A 17,285-nucleotide genomic window follows, 5' to 3' on the forward strand; every position below is an offset into this window, starting at 1 on the left:
CTTCCCTGGTTTTAGAATGTGGCATTAATACCAATGGTATATGTTTTCGGAATCGGCTGTGCATAAGGATTACCCATTGTTTCGGGATCCAGGAAGCCATCGTAGTTCTTTGCAAACACAAACGGATTGCGTGCTTCCGCAGTTATCTTCAGTCCTTTCAGACGAATACGCGACGCCACCTGATCTGACAGGCTGTAACCTAACGTGATATTGCGCACACGGACATAACCGCCATTTTTTACCCACAGGCTCAGGTTACGGTACTGCTCTCCATGACCATCAAACCAGCCCCGCAGCAGCCTAAGCTGCTCATCAGCCGCGGCCTCGCCTAACAGCGCCGGATAAATACCTTTCGGGTTAGAAGGAGACCAGCGGTCCAGTATCGCTACGTTAGCGTTCATGCCGCGGTTGTAAGTTACCGGGTTATAGTACGGAGAGATCTGTACTTTCTGTCCCAGGTTGAATATCAGACCAACAGCCAGATCGAAACGCTTATAGGAGAAAGTGTTGGTAAGACCGCCTGTATACAGCGGGTCCTTACTTCCCATGTCATTATAGAGCGCACGTTGTTCTGCATTGGACAACAGGGAGTAAGGGAAACGTCCTCCCAGATCGGGATCACCGGCAAAATCATCCTGCATCTTCACAAAATCAACAAAGGTTATCTGCTTGCCATCTTTATTCATCATGATCATGCCTTTATCATTGATGCCTGCATAGTCGAGTCCCCAGATCACGTTGATCGGATGCCCTTCTCTGGATGGTGTAGGCGAGTTGGCATGAAGCGTCTCGCGCAGTACAGTGTTTTTGTTGTAAGAGAAGTTGAAGTCAGTGCTCCAGCGGAAATCCTTGCGCACAATGTTACGTGTAGTCACACCTACTTCCACACCACGGTTACGGATCTCAGCCCAGTTAACACTAAGTATCGGGAATCCTGTTTCCAATGGCAGTACACGCGTGTTGATCAGATCTTTACCATGACGGTCATAATAATCCACCGTCAAGCTGATCCTGTTTTTCAACATACTAATATCGATACCAATGTTTTTGTTGATCGTTTTCTCCCATCTCAGTTTGGCATTGGGCGGAGAATTTATTTCAATACCGGATACCTGTGAACCAGGCAGGATAAAGTATTTCCTGTATGCTCCCATTACAAATGGAGAAGTGGTCTTGTCGATGTTACCCTGTAAGCCATAAGAAGCACGCACATTCAGCAAATTGATAAAACGCACATTCTTCATAAACGGTTCTTCCATCACACGCCACAATCCGCCCACAGACCACAAAGGCAGGTACTTGTATTTCGGATCAACACCAAACATATCAGAACCATCAAAACGGATACTACCGGTAAGCGTATACTTGTTGTTATAAGTATAGGAACCTGTACCGAAGAAAGACACAAACGCATTCTCCACATAAGCATTCTTATCCTTGAAGAGTGTCTTTACTTCGTTGTCATTCAGGTACAACGGCGAAGTGGTTTCCAGTGTTTGCGGATCATAGCCATATCCCACCTTGGTAAATGCTTTGCTGGTAGTTCTTCTCACCTCATTACCTGCCATGAAGGTGAAGTCATTCTTCTTATTAACAACAAAGTTGTATTCCGCCATTGTTTTCAGTGTGTACTGCTGAAAGCTCAGCTGCCCGTTGGTAATGATACCACCCTTAGGGAGATAAGTGGACTTAATGTTTGTTGCCGGGTCTGTACGGGAAGCAATATCCGCCTTATGACGTACATAGTAAGAATTCTCCAACGCTACCTGCTCAGAAGTGTTGTTATCTGACTGAATACCCAGCTGCGAACTGACATGCAGACCAGGAATCACCTGGTAGTCCAGCTTGAAGTTGGCGTTCAGTCCCTGCGTTTTGTTAATATTGGCAGTGTTCTTCCGTTCTTCCAGTACGTTAAAGTCGATGATGTTATCTTCTGCTATAATATTCCTGTCGTAAATATAGTTGCCGTTGGCATCCGTTGCTTTCGTATAAGGATTCGCCAGCCTGGAATAGTAAGCAGGATTGGTATTGGCAGATTCGTTGGTGAGATACGATTTCTGTGTACGCTGATTCGCGAATAATCCGGCAGAGAGTTTTAACTTATCTGTCAGATCAAAATCTGTTTTCAGGGTGATGTTATAACGCTGAGCCCCGGTACCGATAGTCGTACCTTTCTCATCATAATAACCACCGCTGAAATAATAAGTAGATCTGTCACCGCCACCGGATACGCTCACACTGTGCTCCTGCGTGAATGCATTGCGGAACAGCAGGTCCCCCCAGTTGGTATTGATACCACGCAGCGCGTTAATCTCATTGCGGGCATCAGCATTGATACCGCCAAATCCCTGGTTGCTGAGGGTTTCAGGAGACACGTTATACTTCCTGAGTATACGCGACACGTCACCAAAATCAGCGCGATAGCCATAGTCGGAAGTATAGAGATCCAGTTCAAGATTTACTTTCTGGTCGCTGTTCATGAGGTTAAGCTTGCTCAGATCCGGACGCTGCGTGAAAGTGAAGTTGTTGCGGTAGTTCACAGAGATACGCTCTCCTTTCTTACCGGAACGGGTAGTCACTACAATCACGCCATTGGCAGCACGTGCACCATAAATAGCAGTAGCCGCTGCATCTTTCAACACAGTGATGCTCTCGATGTCCGCCGGGCTATAACCTGCAATGGAAGAAGTATACAGCTGATCAATATCCTTTCCGTCGAGCTTAGGAAGATTGGTTCCTTCCACCGGCAACCCATCTATCACCCACAGCGGGTCCTGGTCCCCCTGCAAAGAAGAAGTACCACGGATACGGATCTTCGGCGCCTGCCCCGGAGCCCCAGACAGTGAAGTAACTGCCACACCTGCCAGCTGACCTTGTAACATCTGGTCAACACTCATCACACCACCAATGTTGATCTTGTCCATGCTGATCTTATCGGTAGCGCCGGTAGACTTATTCTTCTTAATAGTCTGATAACCGGTAAACACAAACTCATTCAGGTTTTTGCCGGAGGCGGAAAGCGTAATGTTATAAACATCACCCGCCGAAAGCGTTACCAGTTTGGTTTCGTAGCCCATATATCCAACAGTAAGCTGCTTTACGCTCTGTGAATCTGGCAGTGTAAGTGCAAATTCTCCTTTCTCGTTAGTGATAGCGCCGATGCTGATATTTTCAATCACATTAGCCGTGCCCGTATTGGCGCCGATGGTTTTATTGCTGACATACACCGATACGCCTATCAGCGCTTCACCGGATACAGCATCTGTTACCTTACCCCGGATAGTACGCTTAGCATCCTGTGCCTGCACCAGCCACGGGCACAAGCCCGCTACCAATAACAGCAATGCTATCCTGAATATGCTCGTTTTCTTTCTCATGGTTGATTATTCAATGCTTGTTTTATACGAAGGATAAGATCGCCGTAATGATCCACAGTAGCACGGTCTGCCACATTCTTCCTGGCTGTCAACAATTGCAGCAGGCGGTTCAGCTCACCACGTTTGGCGCTGATAGCGTCGGATACACGATTTACAGCGAAATAGATCATATTGCGGGAAGAACGTTCTACCTCCTGCTGCGGTTGCAGGGAGAAAGTACAGAAGTTGTCCGGCATCGCAGGTTTCGGCTCGTCGTCCAGTTTCTTGGCATCAGGACGTATCACCGATTTATCAATGCTCACAATCAGCGCATCCACAAAACCTTTCTGGCTGTTGCGCTCATAAATATCCAGCGTCTGCCCTTTGATGGTTTTGGCAAAGATGCCCTGGTGCATATCATGCATCAGATCTGTTACAGTATAGGCGGCGGCGCCGTTCGCAGCTTCGTTCTCCAGCATGCGTGACAGGCGCTCATCGCGAAGCAGGTCGTAGTACAGGTAAGACTGGAGGCTTTTCGCATACACCAGCGACCCGTACTCGATGCTTCCAACGGGGCTTTCCTTGATAGGATAACTTCTCTTATAAATATCATTTCTAAACAGCCATGCCGGAGTGTTGAAGACCTCATCTATCAGGTACTTCACGGCATACTGCTGTCTCTTCTTTTCTACATGCTGATAAGTAGGCCGCTGCTGACCATATACTGTAGGTGTGATATAGATACCTCCTACACTGGCCAGCACATGATACGCGTACTGGTTCCACTGCCCGATAGCGCTGTTCAGCATTTTACCGGCTTCTTCATAACTTTCACCTTCTTCACGCGTCCAGTCCAGTATCTGCGGTACAATGCGCTTCAGGTTCAGAAGGCCATACCTGCTGGCTTTCACGGCATCGTTGCCCAGGTCTTCTATCTGTGAACGGGGATCAATCGCATCACGTACTTCCTGCTGTTCGCCGAATGCATACAATGGATCATTCTCGTGCTGACGCAACTGCCTGTTCAGCTCCAGCAGTTCCTCATGCGGCGTTTTATTGCCGGTATAACGGTAAGCCCAGCCTATCGCGAACTTATCATACACGCCAATAGCAGGCGTAATCTGTTTTACATTATCGCCTGGTTGCGCTACATAGTTAAAGCGGGCGTAGTCCATAATGGAAGGAGCCGTACCGCCCATGCGTGCTGTAAACTCAGGAGAACGTAAGGAATCCACATCAAATGCAAAGGAGCTACCCATATTATGCTGCAAGCCAAGTGTATGACCTACTTCATGACTCGATACAAACCGGATGGCATGCCCCATCAGGGAATCACTGAAACGGTTGCTGCGCGCACGCGGATCAATGGCCCCGGTCTGGATACGTACCCAGGAGTGCAACGTGCTCATCACATTATGCCACCAGATAATGTCTGCTTCCAGTATCTCACCGGAGCGGGGATCTATTACAGAAGGTCCCATAGCATTGGCTTTCGCGGAAGCGGCATAAGTCACCACAGAATAGCGCACATCATCCGGATCAAAATCAGGATCATTCACCGGCACATCCTTCGCGATGATCGCATTCTTGAAACCTGCTGCCTCAAAGGCTTTCTGCCAGTCTTCAATACCGGCCTTTATATATGACCTCCATTTGGGAGGTGTGCTGGCATCAATATAATAGATGATCGGCTTTGCCGGTTCCACCAGTTCTCCGTTGCGGTAACGTTGCATATCTTCCGGCTTCGGTTCCAGCCGCCAGCGTGTTACCAGTTCTCTTTCTTCCAGCTTATGTTGCTCATCGCTGAAATACCAGCGGGGCGTGGTGAACAACCCTACTCGCCTGTCTGCGAAACGTGGCACCATCGGCTTTTCATTGAGCAACACCAGGTTGGTAGTGGTTTCTATCGAGATCTCCACACCTGTGATCTTAGCCGTCAGTTCAGACTTGGCCACGATATTGTCCTGGAAAGCCTTGATGGCGAGAATGCGCGACAGATCCTTCACCGGGGAACTACCCATACCCAATGCATCAAACACCTTATTGATACTGCTGTTGGAGCCATCAAATATCTTTGACACATTGATCACCAATGCAGAAGTGTCACTGTTATATGCTTCTATCTTAAAATAATCTATGATCGAAGGGGTGAAGTTGTCTGCTACAGATTGCGCGATAGCATTGCCTGCAGGCACTTCCAGGAATGGATTCTGTTTGCGGACAAATACTTTGTTGAGAACAGTATCCCTCTCAAAAGAGATCACCATATTCTCGTAATTCATTCCTTTATTGACACCGGCATCATTCAACTTCTCCGGTACGCGCGATAACTTGTTTACCACCAGTAACTGACGGCCTAGGAATTTCAGCGGAATCTCAAAATAGAAATCCGTCTTCACCTGATGCACTTTGAACAATCCGTTTTTAGAGACGGCCTCCTTTGTAATGACCTCCCCGTAAGGCTTCAGGCCACCCTTCATTTCTGGTTTCTTTTTGGCAGCAGTATCCGCAGCAGGAGCCTGCGTCTTCTTTGTTGCAAAGGGCCAGTGTCTTTTCTTCGACTGAGCCCCGGCATTGTTCACATTCATACATAGAACTGAAATGGCCAGGCATGGGAATAGCCATAACAGTTTCCTGTCATTAGTTTGCATAGTCAGTGGGTTATTAAAATGGTGTATAAATTAATCTACACGGGGGGAAACGACCTGCCGGCCCTAAGCTGGAAGAAAATAGTTGTAACATGCAGCGTGCAGCGCATCAGTACAAAATACAGAGAACCCAGCATGGGCCGGGCTTACAAAGGATGATTCATGCTGTAAAAGGTAAGGCGTAGCATCTGTTCTAAACGCGCGACTCCATAAGCATCGTAATTCACATGACTTTCTAAAAAGCATGGGGCCGCAAATGTACAATAAAAAATGAAGAGAGATACAAGAAGAAAACAAAAGTGTGGATGAACGGTAACCGAAAAGGATAAACTAATTTTTAGCCGGCGGTAATAACCGGCAGGATCATTAACAATAAAGTGGGATCAAGGTGAGCGCCGATATCACCACGCAGCCGTTCTGTAGCACGGTGTAGCTGGTTCTTCACAGTCTGCACAGAAAGGGATAATAACTCCGCGATTTCAGCGGGCGATAACTGCTCTTCATGGTTTAGCAAAAAGATCTCCCGCATACGCGGCGGCAACTGATCAATAGCGTTACTGATAATCTGCTGCAGCTCCTTAAGTGTCAGCTGCTGTGAAACGTTGTTGTTATGCATAAAGGCAAGCTGCCACTGCGCCTCCACCAGGTAACGCAACTTTACCTCGTTATGCGTATAGGCATTAAAAATACGGTTGCGCAGCATCACCTGCAGGTAAGGCAACAACGACTCCCGCGGTTGCAGCCGCTCACGCTGATTCCATAAGGTCACAAATACCTCCTGTACATGATCGCGGGCCTCTTCTGCATCCTGCAACCGTTTTAAAGCGATGTTGAAAAGTGGCTCCCAGTACCTGTCATAAATGAGCCTGAACGCTTCCACCGGTTGCGCATGCACGAGCTCGACCAGTTCCGGGTCCGTCAGACTTTGCATACTACCAACTGTTTATAGGGAAGCGCACAAGATAAGACAAACCGGCCGGATTTAATATCGTATGATCTTTTATTTTACAGCAACAGCACCAAGAAAGCTGAGTATTCCGTCGAGCACCGCTTTCTGCCGCATGATGCGGAAGTGCCCCTCTCCTGTTATTCTCAGCGATTTAATATCCGGCGCCTGCTCCAGGTAAGCATCTATCTGCCGGGAATCCACAAGTTGATCCGTAGTGTCATAGGCAATGAAGATCCGACCCGCCTGTATTTTGTTGATGTAAAGATGCAGATCCATTTCTTCCATTTCCGCTTGCAAACGTTCCCTGATAAGACCTTTCAGGTGCGGCATTACCACAGGATGAATATGGAAAAGCCGGAATGCTTCATCAAAGATGGCAGGAGCGCTCAATGCAGAACTCACCATCACAAGGCGGGGCACGTGGAGATCCATACGGGCCAGTGCCAGCGCAGCACTCAACCCACCCAGAGAGTGTGCAACCACCCCATAGAGTTCTCCCTCCTGCCGCATTACCTGCTCAAATACATGCATCCATTGCACCAGATTGGTACGCCTGCCACCGGAAGTACCATGCGCCGGCGCATCATAGGATACCACTTCAAAACCAGCGCTGACAAGCAATTGCACCAGCTGTTTGAAGTGTAACGGACTGCCACCCCACCCATGTACTACTAATATTTTCCGATCCGATTTCCCCCAGCGATAGGTAGTAATGCTGACAGGCCGGCTGTCAAAGGCATAGCTGGTCACATCCAGTTGCCTTACCTGCGCAGCATCTTTCAGTTGCAGGTGTGTAGGACGCATCTTTTGCCCCGGCGGTGTGCAGTACATGCGGTAAAACAACCTGGCAGTGAGTTCCGGGAACGGCCTGCTCATTCCTGATAATAAGGCCGCCGTCATTTTTAATGACAGGGGCAGAACCTGTTGTTGCATATTTTAGACCGATTGGTTTTATTTTAGACACAAAAAAATTCAGCGCATATGACGCCTGACTTCTTTCCGCAGGATCTCCACTACAGACAACATATACTTATTATTCCTGGTTATACTCGTAATAAGAATACCTCCTTCCAGTATGGTGAACATCATAATGGCAAATTCCTTCTCATCCCAGTCTTCCCTGAATTCGCCGGTTTCCTTACCAAACATCACCAGGTATTCTATACGCGATAAAAAATATTTTGCCAGGTTGCCCACCCGCTTCTTCAATGCAGGATTCGTATCATCAGCTTCTGATCCAAAGTTGATAACAGGGCATCCACCCGGCACCTTCCTGTTCGACATATAGCGGGCGTAATAACGGAAAACCGCTTCAAATTTCGCAACGGCCGTTGTTGCTGCTGCCGTCAGCGCTTTCAGCTGCTGCTTTTCTATCTCAGCAATGTAATCGAACACTTCCAGCACCATTTCTTCTTTAGAGGTAAAGTTGCCGTAAATCCCTCCCTTGGCCAGTCTGGTGGCATCCAGTATATCGCTGATCGCAGTGCCCGCCACTCCCTTCTGATTAAATATAGGCGCCGCTGTTTCAATGATAAATTGTCTCGTTCTTTCCGCTTTTCCCATAATATAAAAATAAACCAATCGGTCTTATTTTACAAATAAATATTTCCATAGGCAAGCAAAGAAGGCAGAGAACTTTACGCTCTCTGCCTTCTTTGCTTGCCTATGAGAAAACTATCCCAACAGTTTATCCACCAACGATGCATAAGCCGCACCAATAGGAATAGGGATATTTTTGATGTACAGGCTGGTACGGTCTGCACGCTCAATCTTGTTGTTAGCAACTATATAAGAACGGTGCACACGGGTGAAGTTTTCCACCGGGAGCAAATCAGTAGCTTCCTGCATGGAGAGGCGTGAAATCAGACGGCGGTCTTTCAATATAAAGTTCACATAGTTGCCGGCGCTTTCGAGATATAGAATATCGTCCAGTACTATCTTGAACTGTTCATAACCGCTCTTGAGGAAGATATAATCCGGCGCTTCTTTCACCAGTACGCTTTGCTGCTTCAGCTGCCATAGGTTATGAGCCTTGTTACAGGCCTTCATAAAACGTATAAGCGAAAAAGGTTTCAGCAGATAATCCACCGCATCCAGCTCAAAACTTTTTACCGCATGTTCTGAATAAGCAGTAGTGAAAATGGTCATGGGCGGCTGAGGCAGGCTGCTGAGGAAATCAAGGCCGGAGATGTCCGGCATTTTTATATCGAGAAACAGCAGGTCTATCTTCTCCCTGCTTAAAAAATCAATGGCTTCAAATGCATTGGTGAAATAGCCTTTTATATCGAGAAAAGGCACCATTGCCGCATGATTCTTTATCACAGCCAGGGCAACCGGCTCGTCATCAATAGCTATAGCAGTAAGTTTCATATGGCAACATTTTCCGGAATACAAAATAGGGATTTATGAGATCCTGCCTAGCAGCAGTCTCTTTGCCTGCTCCCATAACTGACGGTACCGCCTGTTTTCACGTGTCTTCCAGGCCTTCACCATTTCTTCCGCTTCCTCCCGGCGCAGATCTTCAGTAGTGGCAAACAGGTGATCAATGGTGGCTTTGTCTGCTTCCAGCGCAGACGCCTGGTAATGCACCGACAGCTCCTTTCCTTTGGCTGTTTCCTGCTGGGCGGCCGCTACTCCCTGTGCAGTGGCGCTGGCCAGCTTTTCATCATACTCCCCTTTAGGCATCAACACCTTGCTGAGCAGGGGCATGATCTCAATAAGTGTAATGATAAATACAATGAGGCGGTAACGTTGTTGTAATGGCGGATGCGATTCGGTAAGATCGTGCAGCGCTTCTATCTGCGCAAGGAAACCATCTGTCAGCGTGCTTACATATACAGTTTCCTTCAGGCTGTCCACACTGTGCATAGAGGCCAGCTGCGCCTGTAACTGCCGCTGCTGCGGTTCCTGTACCCGCTGCAATGCCTGCAGCTCCTCTTCAGATTTCAGGTAGGCCATTTTCTTCACCTTCGCAATTGCCGACTCGCCTATCCTGCCGGAACCGCCCGTACCGTCTGTCTCCTTGATGTAGCCATCTTTGTAAAACTTCAGCTCCGCTTCTTTCTGTTGCAACTGTTGTTTGCCCTGGTCTATCGATTGCTGAATCGTGGCGCGCTGACCGGCATTCAGCTTTACAAGCTGCGCACGGAAAGCGTCCAGCTTTTCCTGCTTGTTCAGCTCCAGCTGCGCAGTGATGTCTTTCTTAAACAACATCAGCACAACAGGCTGTGAAATAAACAAACCGATCGTAACAGCCAGGAGTAAACGAAAAGCCACTGGCAGAAAACGGTTACCGCCGTTATTACGGGACATAGCAGCTATCAGTGTACGGTCTATGGATAGAATGGCGAAACCAAAAAATAGTGCCAGTCCCGCAACGGCCATATCGTCTTTAATAATTGTCGAGAAAAAATATCCCCAGGCCAACGTGGCAAACATCCAGGTTACCAGCACGGATAATCCTATAATACGGTAACGTTCCTTCTCTGTGCGACATTCCTGTAATATGTCGGCATCGGCGGCGGCAAGCCACCACAGAAATCTTGTCATGCCATCGGGCACATCTTCTTTTCTGGTCATTTTAGCTGTTTACGTCTATGGTTAGGTGTACAAAAAATTCCGTGGCGGTGTGGCGGATACTCAGCTCGTGCCTGTCGGGATATAACAATGCCAGCCTTTCTTTCACATTGTTCAGTCCAATACCCATACTATCGCGCTCAGGATCATTCTCAGGACGGGGGTGCACACTGTTATACACATCGAAGAACACCTGTTGTTTATTGCAGCTCAGTGAAATAACGATCCTCGAACGGTGACGCAGGCTGATACCATGCTTAAACGCATTCTCTACGAAAGGGATCAGCAGCATCGGCGCTATCTCATGCTGACATTGGCTCTCATCAATATTCACCTCTATCATAATATCGGGAGATGATAACACGCGCAGCCTCTGCAAATCGATGTAATTCTGCAGGTAAGCCACCTCCTTGTCCAGCGGTATCTTCTCCAGGTGGTTATCATGCAGCATAAAACGCATCATATCTCCCAACTTCTGTATACCCTCACTGGTGCGTGCTGCATTCTCCTGCAAGGCAGTGCCGAATAAGGTATTCAGCGCATTGAATAAAAAGTGCGGGTTGATCTGTGCCCGCAAAAAATCCAGGTTGGCAGCGGAATGGCCTAGCGCTTTCTTCAGGGTTACTACAGTGGCTACCTGCTGCTGGCGCGACTTATACAACCACCAGCTCACCGGAGCCAGCCCCAGCACGCAAAATGCCGCCGCCAGGGACATCATGGCCACGATTCTTTCACCCCTGTCGTGCGTGATGGCACGAGTGATGAAACCCATCAGAATAATAACGCCAATTATGGCCAATCCCATATCACGCCATAATATTTTTTTATTCTTATGCCCCCTGGTGAAATCCGGGTACACTTTATAGAAGAGGATGAAAGCAATAGCCAGCAAGGTAGGACCGAAGAAAAAAGTAATCAGGAAAAGATCCCTTGAATCAGTAAACGTCAGGATAAACAGGAGCACCATCAGCCCTGAAGCTATCAGCACCTCCTTCGCGATCTTCCGCTGCAACGGATTAGCCATCAGCTGACGATGAACATATTCAAAATAAAGCCCGCGCAGAATATAATACACCACATATATCACGGCAAAGAATACCGTGCTGATAAAGGCGGACTTCGCAAAATGCATATGCGCTCCCCTCACCGTACTGTATACACCTAGCAGATAACCGTTATAGTAAGATCCCGCTACCATCATCCCCACAAAAAACATCAACATGGCAATGATCACCAGTACTATTCCCGGCAGCCAGTTCCGCTTCTCCAGGAACTTCGGTACAATGACATAATTAATCAGGATAAAGCTGACATATACCAGTATCACACGCGCCATAGCCGGCAGCAGGTAATGAATGTAATAATCAAATACCTGGTTATACTGGTGGAATTTATGGCCGTATATCGACTGCAACTCAAATACATTGTAAATGATGCTCGGATACAACAGCGAAAACATCAGCAAGAGAAAGACACCGGTGACAACACCAAACTCTACTTTCCTGAATTGATCCATAAGGGAGGCTATTTTTTAGGCAATTATAGCAATTGCCCCGATGTGGGAAAGCAAAATGGGATGAAAACAGCCGATTCCGGTGTGAATTCCGTTACAAAGGGATAACAGGTCAGGGCACTTCGGGATAATTATTCTCAAACACAACGGCTTGCTTCATTTTCCTCTTCTCCCACTGTAACAACTCCAATTCAGGCTGGGTATAGAACCCGTCTGTATAACCTACACATAGATAGGCCACCAGCTTGTTTTCCTGTGGTGCGTTTAATATCTGCTTGACTTTCCCCGCATCCAGAATACTCACCCAGCCAATACCTACATTAAGCGCACGCGCCATCAGCCACATATTCTGAACAGCACATACCACACTATATAACCCGGCCTCCTCCATGGAAGTCTGCCCCAATACCGGTTTATCTGATGGCCTGTAAAATACAGCAATATTCAGCGGCGTCTCCATAATCCCTTCTAATTTCAACTTCGCATAAGCACCTTGCCTGTCGTCGCCGATAATCGCCTGCGCTTTCTCATTCTCCGCCATAAACGAGTCTTTCACCTGCTGCCTCACAGCGTTATCCCTGATCAGCACAAATTCCCACGGTTGTGAAAACCCCACGGATGGCGCATTCAACGCAGCCATCAGCAGCTTGTCTTCCACCTCCTGCTCCAGCGGCCGGGAAAGAAAACGATTCCCCCTCACATCCCTGCGGTGAACAATGATCTCCTGAAGTATATCGGCTGCCGTTGCGTCAAAAGACATTGACTTTGATTCTATATGCTGCATACAATTTCCCTGAAGTGCGAAGATAAGAGCGAATAGATGTCTGGACTGTGATTTTTTTGATTCTTTTGATTTTCCTGATGTGCGAGGACCAGGGAGGAGATTATAAAGAATATATAAAAGATTATTCGTCTCTGCAATCTTCGCACATCAGGAAAATCAAAAGAATCAAAAAAATCAGTGGTCAGAGCGGAATGGCGCCGCCGGAAAACCTTCGCGGTTATACAGGTTACCATCAGAGGCATCATCAGCCCAGTTATATCTTACTGCAACAGGATTGGTCACTTCCTCGTTGTATACTTCTATGTTCCCATTTACAATGGACGCCTTGGCATAGTGAAAATGTTTGTCGGCACCTGCCACTTCAAAACCGCGCAGGTAGCCGTACTTATCCTTAACAAAGAACCCGCTACCGGTATCCGTAAAGGATACTAACGCTTTGCCTGGTACAAACTTCACGGCAGCAAATCTTGGCCCGCTCGGTACTACCTCCTGTGCATATACGTTCTTCAGTGCATTCATGGCGAGGCGTTTGCCCACATCCTGCTTATTTTTTGGATGTATATCGCGGGGATCTCCCAGGTCAGTAGTAACGGCCATGCCCGTATTGGGAAGTGCCAACGCCATATCCTGCGCCTCTCTCAATTCAGCGTAGGTGCTGCCATTGTTACTGTTGCCCACTACCTTTCCCTTGTTTGGATCATAGGTGGCAAGCTGCACAAAGTAAAACGGAAAATCTCCCTGCTTCCATTGCCGGCGCCAGTCCGTAATCATAAGCGGGAACAGCTTGCGGTATTGTAAAGCATGTCCTGCATTGGATTCACCCTGGTACCAGATCACACCCTTAATGCCATAAGGCAGCAACGGATGTATCATAGCGTTGTACAACGCCGAAGGGCACGTTCTGAGTCCCCTGGCAGAATCATAACCTAACTGCTTCTCCGCTATCTCTTTGAATTCATCATTGCCGGTAAACGCTTCCCCGCTGGTCCAGGGCTCTATCTGCGTACCACCCCAGGAAGTATGTATCAATCCTATCGGTACATGCAAACGATTGTACAATTCGCGCGCAAAAAAATAGCCTACCGCTGTAAACCCACCCACATTTTCGGGAGTGCCTGTTTGCCAGCCACCGCTATTGCTCACGTCTTCCTGCGGCACAGCTTCTGCTGCACGTTTTACAGTAAACTCCCTGATCTGCGGATATTGCGCCTGGCTGATCTCATCCCCGGCATTGATAACATCCTTCACAGGAAACTCCATGTTGGATTGTCCGGAGCAGACCCACACCTCCCCTATCAGCACATCCTGGAACACAAGGGTGTTCTTACCTTTCACCGTCAGTTCAAACGGACCACCCGCTTCTTCCGGCTTCAGCTTCACCATCCATTTCCCATCAGCGCCGGCCTTCACATGTTGCTGCTGCTGCCTGAACTGAACAGTTATCTTTTCATGCCTGTCTGCCCACCCACGGATGTATATAGGCTGATTACGCTGCAGCACCATCCCATTACTGAAGTAACGGGGAAGCGTAACGTTGGCATATATACTGTTGATGATCAGCAGCAGAACGATGGTTGTAAGCCGGATTTTATTTGTCATACCAGGAAGGTTGTTTATAACGCGGATGAATATATGTCAGTTAAAATAGTAAAAACAATTTACTGTTGCAATACGTTACGGTTATAGCTTTCCGGTATACTTTATTAATTTAGCCGTGATCCAATATCTAAATCTGAATTGCTTTATGAGACACGTACTATTTTGTGCAGTGTTGCTGCTTTTCACCCGCAGCCTGCACGCACAACAAACACAAAAACCTCCCCTGCACGGAAAGAACTGGATGGCGGTAACCGGCAAGCCGCTCGCCGCTACAGCCGGCGCCATGACCTTTCAACGTGGCGGCAACGCAGTAGATGCTGCCTGTGCAATGCTGGCAGCTACCTGTACCATGTGGGATGTATTAAGCTGGGGCGGCGAAACACAAGCCCTCATCTACAATCCTAAAACCGGAAAGGTCATTGCCATCAACGCATTGGGCGTAGCGCCCACCGGCGCCACCCCCTCATTTTTCAAAGGTAAAGGCTACGACTTCCCCCCCGAATATGGTCCATTGGCAGCTGTAACACCAGGCACCCCCGGCGGCTTGTGTTATATGCTGGCAGAATACGGTACGCTCAGCCTCAAAGAAGTGTTGGCTCCCGCCATGGAAATGGCCGCCGGCTACCCCATAGAAGCACAGACTGCCAACAGCATCGAGCGCGGCAAATCATACATAAGACAATGGCCTTACAGTAAAGCGGTCTTCCTCACTCATCCCGGCGAAAAAAGAGAAGCCCCGGAAGCAGGCGAGATCTTTGTACAGAAAGACCTGCTGGCCACACTCACCAAAATGGTCGAAGCGGAACAAACCGCACTCAAAAACCATAAAAGCCGGAAAGAAGCTATCATGGCGGCATCCTCCCGGTTCTATACAGGCGATATCGCCCGCGAATTTGTTCGGGGCTGCCACGAACAAGGTGGGCTCATCACCCTGGAAGACCTTGCCAACTGGAAGCCTGTAGAAGAAGAACCGCTGCACGTCAACTACCGTGGTATAGAAGTATACAAACTGCAGGAATGGACACAAGGCCCCATGCTGCTGCAAAGTCTCAACATCCTGGAAAATTTCAATCTCAAAGAGATGGGATACAACTCCACCCAATATATTCACACGTTGTATCAGACCATGAACCTCACCTTCGCGGACCGCGATTTTTACTACGGCGATCCACGCTTCAATAAAAACCCTGCCATCAAAGGACTGCTGAATAAAGAATATGCAAAGGCCAGGGCAAAGCAGATCAACCCTGATCGCAATGATCCCGATGCAACCCCCGGCGATCCTTATCCGTACATCGGTAAAACCAATCCCTACCTGCATTTCCTGGGAGAACGCCGCAAACTCACTGATACTACGGGCAATGCAAAGCCGGATAAATTTGTTCCTAAACACGACGCTGCCATCCTGCTGAAAAATCCGGGTACAGCTGATGCATATGCTGCTGCTGTAACAGATAGCGCCTATAGGGACAGGCTCTGGCGCGGTACTACCAGCGTGGAAGCAGCGGATAAGGATGGATGGGTAGTATCTATAACACCCAGCGGCGGTTGGCTGCCTGCCTGCATCGCAGGTAAAACAGGCGTAGGCATGAGCCAGCGGTTACAAAGCTTCGTACTCGACTCCGCCCTCAATCCGTTCAATGTGATTGCGCCAGGCAAACGCCCCCGCGTCACCTTAACACCTTCACTAGCGCTGAAAGAAGGGAAGCCTTTCCTCTCCTTCGCCGTACAGGGTGGCGACACCCAGGACCAGAACCTGCTTCAATTCTTCCTCAATATGGTGGATTTCAACATGACCGTACAACAAGCCACCGAGGCAGCCAATATCAATACCAATCAACTATGGCTGTCACTTGGCGGCACTAAAATCAGCGACCGCGCACCAAGACCCGGCAGCATATTGCTGAACAACAATACAACAGAAACAACCCGTAAAGCACTCGAAAAGATGGGATATAACCTGAGCTTCGGAGACCGTACCAGCGGCCCGATCAACGCCATTTACATCGACCGTGCGCATGGCACATTATGGGGTGGCAGCAGCAATCATGGAGAGGATTACGGGATAGGGTGGTAATATAGGACTGTGCTGGTATTTCTTAGTTAGCGTTTAGCCATGAGAGCTTTGACTTCCATGACTAAACGCTGATTATTTATAGGTTTTCTTTACTCCACACTTCATGAATAGGCGCTCCTTTTGAGCTTAGGCCACTGTGATCCCAGTTGCCGCCGTTCACACTTCCTTTGAAAGTGAGGCTGGCGCCCACCCTGGAACTGTCGCGGGAGAAGAAGTCGATCTTCTCTGTATAGGAACCATTTTCGAAAGTATAGCTGCCACCGCCGGTACCAAAGAACTCACCAGTATCAGTATTGATAGCTATCCATTGAAAGCGGGTGCCTGTAAGCAACTTAATGGTTTTTCTGGCGCTGGGAGTGAAAGTATTCATTTTGCCATCCTGCTCCCTGCCTGTGATCCGCCAGTTACCAGCTAATGGCCCGTTACCATCATCGATACGCGTCCATTCGGTTTTGCCGCCGCCATCAGCAGTGATCAAGCGGCCATTGGAAACCTCAACCGGCGCGGTTGTCTCCTGTCCTACCTGCGATTTTTCATCCGTGTTGAACTCTATCTTCACATCTACGCTACCCTCTCCTGCCGGTTTCCAGGTGCCGCCAAAAGTGACAAGGAAGTTTTTGTCCTGGTATGCTGTAATAGAAAAATAACCCGGTGTGATCAGTAATACCTTATTAACGCCGTTAGCTTCTGATTTCCAGGCGCCGATAATAGCCTGCTGCGCACTGGCTCCGGCTATACCTGTAACCAGGCATGCGAGTAAGAGATACAATGTTTTCATGGTGA

The 17,285-nt window shown here is 48.3% G+C and carries 12 protein-coding genes; 1 reads left to right on the forward strand and 11 read right to left on the reverse strand.

Annotated elements, in window-relative coordinates; all coding sequences use genetic code 11:
* Positions 1-11 precede the first annotated feature (11 nt).
* From VM802_RS05675 to VM802_RS05720, 10 genes are all read right to left on the reverse strand, one after another.
* Positions 12-3,377, reverse strand: a complete 3,366-nt coding sequence (locus VM802_RS05675; protein ID WP_325528860.1) for a SusC/RagA family TonB-linked outer membrane protein — start codon at positions 3,375-3,377, stop codon at positions 12-14.
* The gene (locus tag VM802_RS05680; RefSeq protein ID WP_325528861.1) at positions 3,374-6,007 is read right to left on the reverse strand and encodes a zinc-dependent metalloprotease; all 2,634 of its coding nucleotides are present in this window, start codon (positions 6,005-6,007) and stop codon (positions 3,374-3,376) included. The genes VM802_RS05675 and VM802_RS05680 overlap by 4 nt, the downstream gene beginning before the upstream one ends.
* Positions 6,008-6,341: 334 nt before the next feature.
* A complete protein-coding gene (locus tag VM802_RS05685; RefSeq protein ID WP_325528862.1) occupies positions 6,342-6,935 on the reverse strand; it encodes an RNA polymerase sigma-70 factor in 594 nt (197 codons plus the stop codon).
* Between the two features lie 69 nt (positions 6,936-7,004).
* Positions 7,005-7,886: an alpha/beta hydrolase gene (locus VM802_RS05690; protein ID WP_325528863.1), complete on the reverse strand. Its 882-nt coding sequence runs from the start codon at positions 7,884-7,886 to the stop codon at positions 7,005-7,007.
* Between the two features lie 39 nt (positions 7,887-7,925).
* Positions 7,926-8,516 carry a TetR/AcrR family transcriptional regulator gene (locus tag VM802_RS05695; protein WP_325528864.1) on the reverse strand — a complete coding sequence of 197 codons (591 nt, stop codon included), beginning with the start codon at positions 8,514-8,516 and terminating at the stop codon, positions 7,926-7,928.
* A gap of 111 nt (positions 8,517-8,627) precedes the next feature.
* Complete coding sequence (locus VM802_RS05700; protein WP_325528865.1) at positions 8,628-9,323, reverse strand: LytR/AlgR family response regulator transcription factor; 696 nt, start codon at positions 9,321-9,323, stop codon at positions 8,628-8,630.
* Positions 9,324-9,356: 33 nt separating this feature from the next.
* Entirely contained in the window at positions 9,357-10,532 is a 1,176-nt protein-coding gene (locus VM802_RS05705; protein ID WP_325528866.1) for a DUF4407 domain-containing protein, read from the reverse strand.
* Between the two features lies 1 nt (position 10,533).
* Positions 10,534-12,045 (reverse strand): sensor histidine kinase, encoded by a 1,512-nt coding sequence (locus VM802_RS05710; RefSeq protein WP_325528867.1) that lies wholly within the window; start codon positions 12,043-12,045, stop codon positions 10,534-10,536.
* A gap of 109 nt (positions 12,046-12,154) precedes the next feature.
* Entirely contained in the window at positions 12,155-12,802 is a 648-nt protein-coding gene (bluB, locus tag VM802_RS05715; RefSeq protein WP_325528868.1) for a 5,6-dimethylbenzimidazole synthase, read from the reverse strand.
* A 198-nt stretch (positions 12,803-13,000) separates the two neighbouring features.
* Entirely contained in the window at positions 13,001-14,425 is a 1,425-nt protein-coding gene (locus VM802_RS05720) for a sialate O-acetylesterase (RefSeq protein WP_325528869.1), read from the reverse strand.
* A 145-nt stretch (positions 14,426-14,570) separates the two neighbouring features.
* On the opposite strand from VM802_RS05720, the gene VM802_RS05725 reads away from it, so the two are divergent.
* Positions 14,571-16,502: a gamma-glutamyltransferase family protein gene (locus VM802_RS05725; protein ID WP_325528870.1), complete on the forward strand. Its 1,932-nt coding sequence runs from the start codon at positions 14,571-14,573 to the stop codon at positions 16,500-16,502.
* Between the two features lie 76 nt (positions 16,503-16,578).
* Here VM802_RS05725 and VM802_RS05730 read toward each other — a convergent pair whose 3' ends face one another.
* Complete coding sequence (locus VM802_RS05730; RefSeq protein ID WP_325528871.1) at positions 16,579-17,280, reverse strand: hypothetical protein; 702 nt, start codon at positions 17,278-17,280, stop codon at positions 16,579-16,581.
* Between the last annotated feature and the right edge of the window lie 5 nt (positions 17,281-17,285).

It is taken from the genome of Chitinophaga sp. (genome assembly GCF_035538455.1).
Taxonomy (GTDB): domain Bacteria; phylum Bacteroidota; class Bacteroidia; order Chitinophagales; family Chitinophagaceae; genus Chitinophaga.

What these genes read in the sequence shown, in the direction of transcription:
- VM802_RS05675 (WP_325528860.1), bottom strand. Translation starts at nt 3,377, where the DNA reads ATGAGAAAGAAAACGAGCATATTCAGGATAGCATTGCTGTTATTGGTA.
- VM802_RS05680 (WP_325528861.1), bottom strand. Translation starts at nt 6,007, where the DNA reads ATGCAAACTAATGACAGGAAACTGTTATGGCTATTCCCATGCCTGGCC.
- VM802_RS05685 (WP_325528862.1), bottom strand. Translation starts at nt 6,935, where the DNA reads ATGCAAAGTCTGACGGACCCGGAACTGGTCGAGCTCGTGCATGCGCAA.
- VM802_RS05690 (WP_325528863.1), bottom strand. Translation starts at nt 7,886, where the DNA reads ATGCAACAACAGGTTCTGCCCCTGTCATTAAAAATGACGGCGGCCTTA.
- VM802_RS05695 (WP_325528864.1), bottom strand. Translation starts at nt 8,516, where the DNA reads ATGGGAAAAGCGGAAAGAACGAGACAATTTATCATTGAAACAGCGGCG.
- VM802_RS05700 (WP_325528865.1), bottom strand. Translation starts at nt 9,323, where the DNA reads ATGAAACTTACTGCTATAGCTATTGATGACGAGCCGGTTGCCCTGGCT.
- VM802_RS05705 (WP_325528866.1), bottom strand. Translation starts at nt 10,532, where the DNA reads ATGACCAGAAAAGAAGATGTGCCCGATGGCATGACAAGATTTCTGTGG.
- VM802_RS05710 (WP_325528867.1), bottom strand. Translation starts at nt 12,045, where the DNA reads ATGGATCAATTCAGGAAAGTAGAGTTTGGTGTTGTCACCGGTGTCTTT.
- bluB (WP_325528868.1), bottom strand. Translation starts at nt 12,802, where the DNA reads ATGTCTTTTGACGCAACGGCAGCCGATATACTTCAGGAGATCATTGTT.
- VM802_RS05720 (WP_325528869.1), bottom strand. Translation starts at nt 14,425, where the DNA reads ATGACAAATAAAATCCGGCTTACAACCATCGTTCTGCTGCTGATCATC.
- VM802_RS05725 (WP_325528870.1), top strand. Translation starts at nt 14,571, where the DNA reads ATGAGACACGTACTATTTTGTGCAGTGTTGCTGCTTTTCACCCGCAGC.
- VM802_RS05730 (WP_325528871.1), bottom strand. Translation starts at nt 17,280, where the DNA reads ATGAAAACATTGTATCTCTTACTCGCATGCCTGGTTACAGGTATAGCC.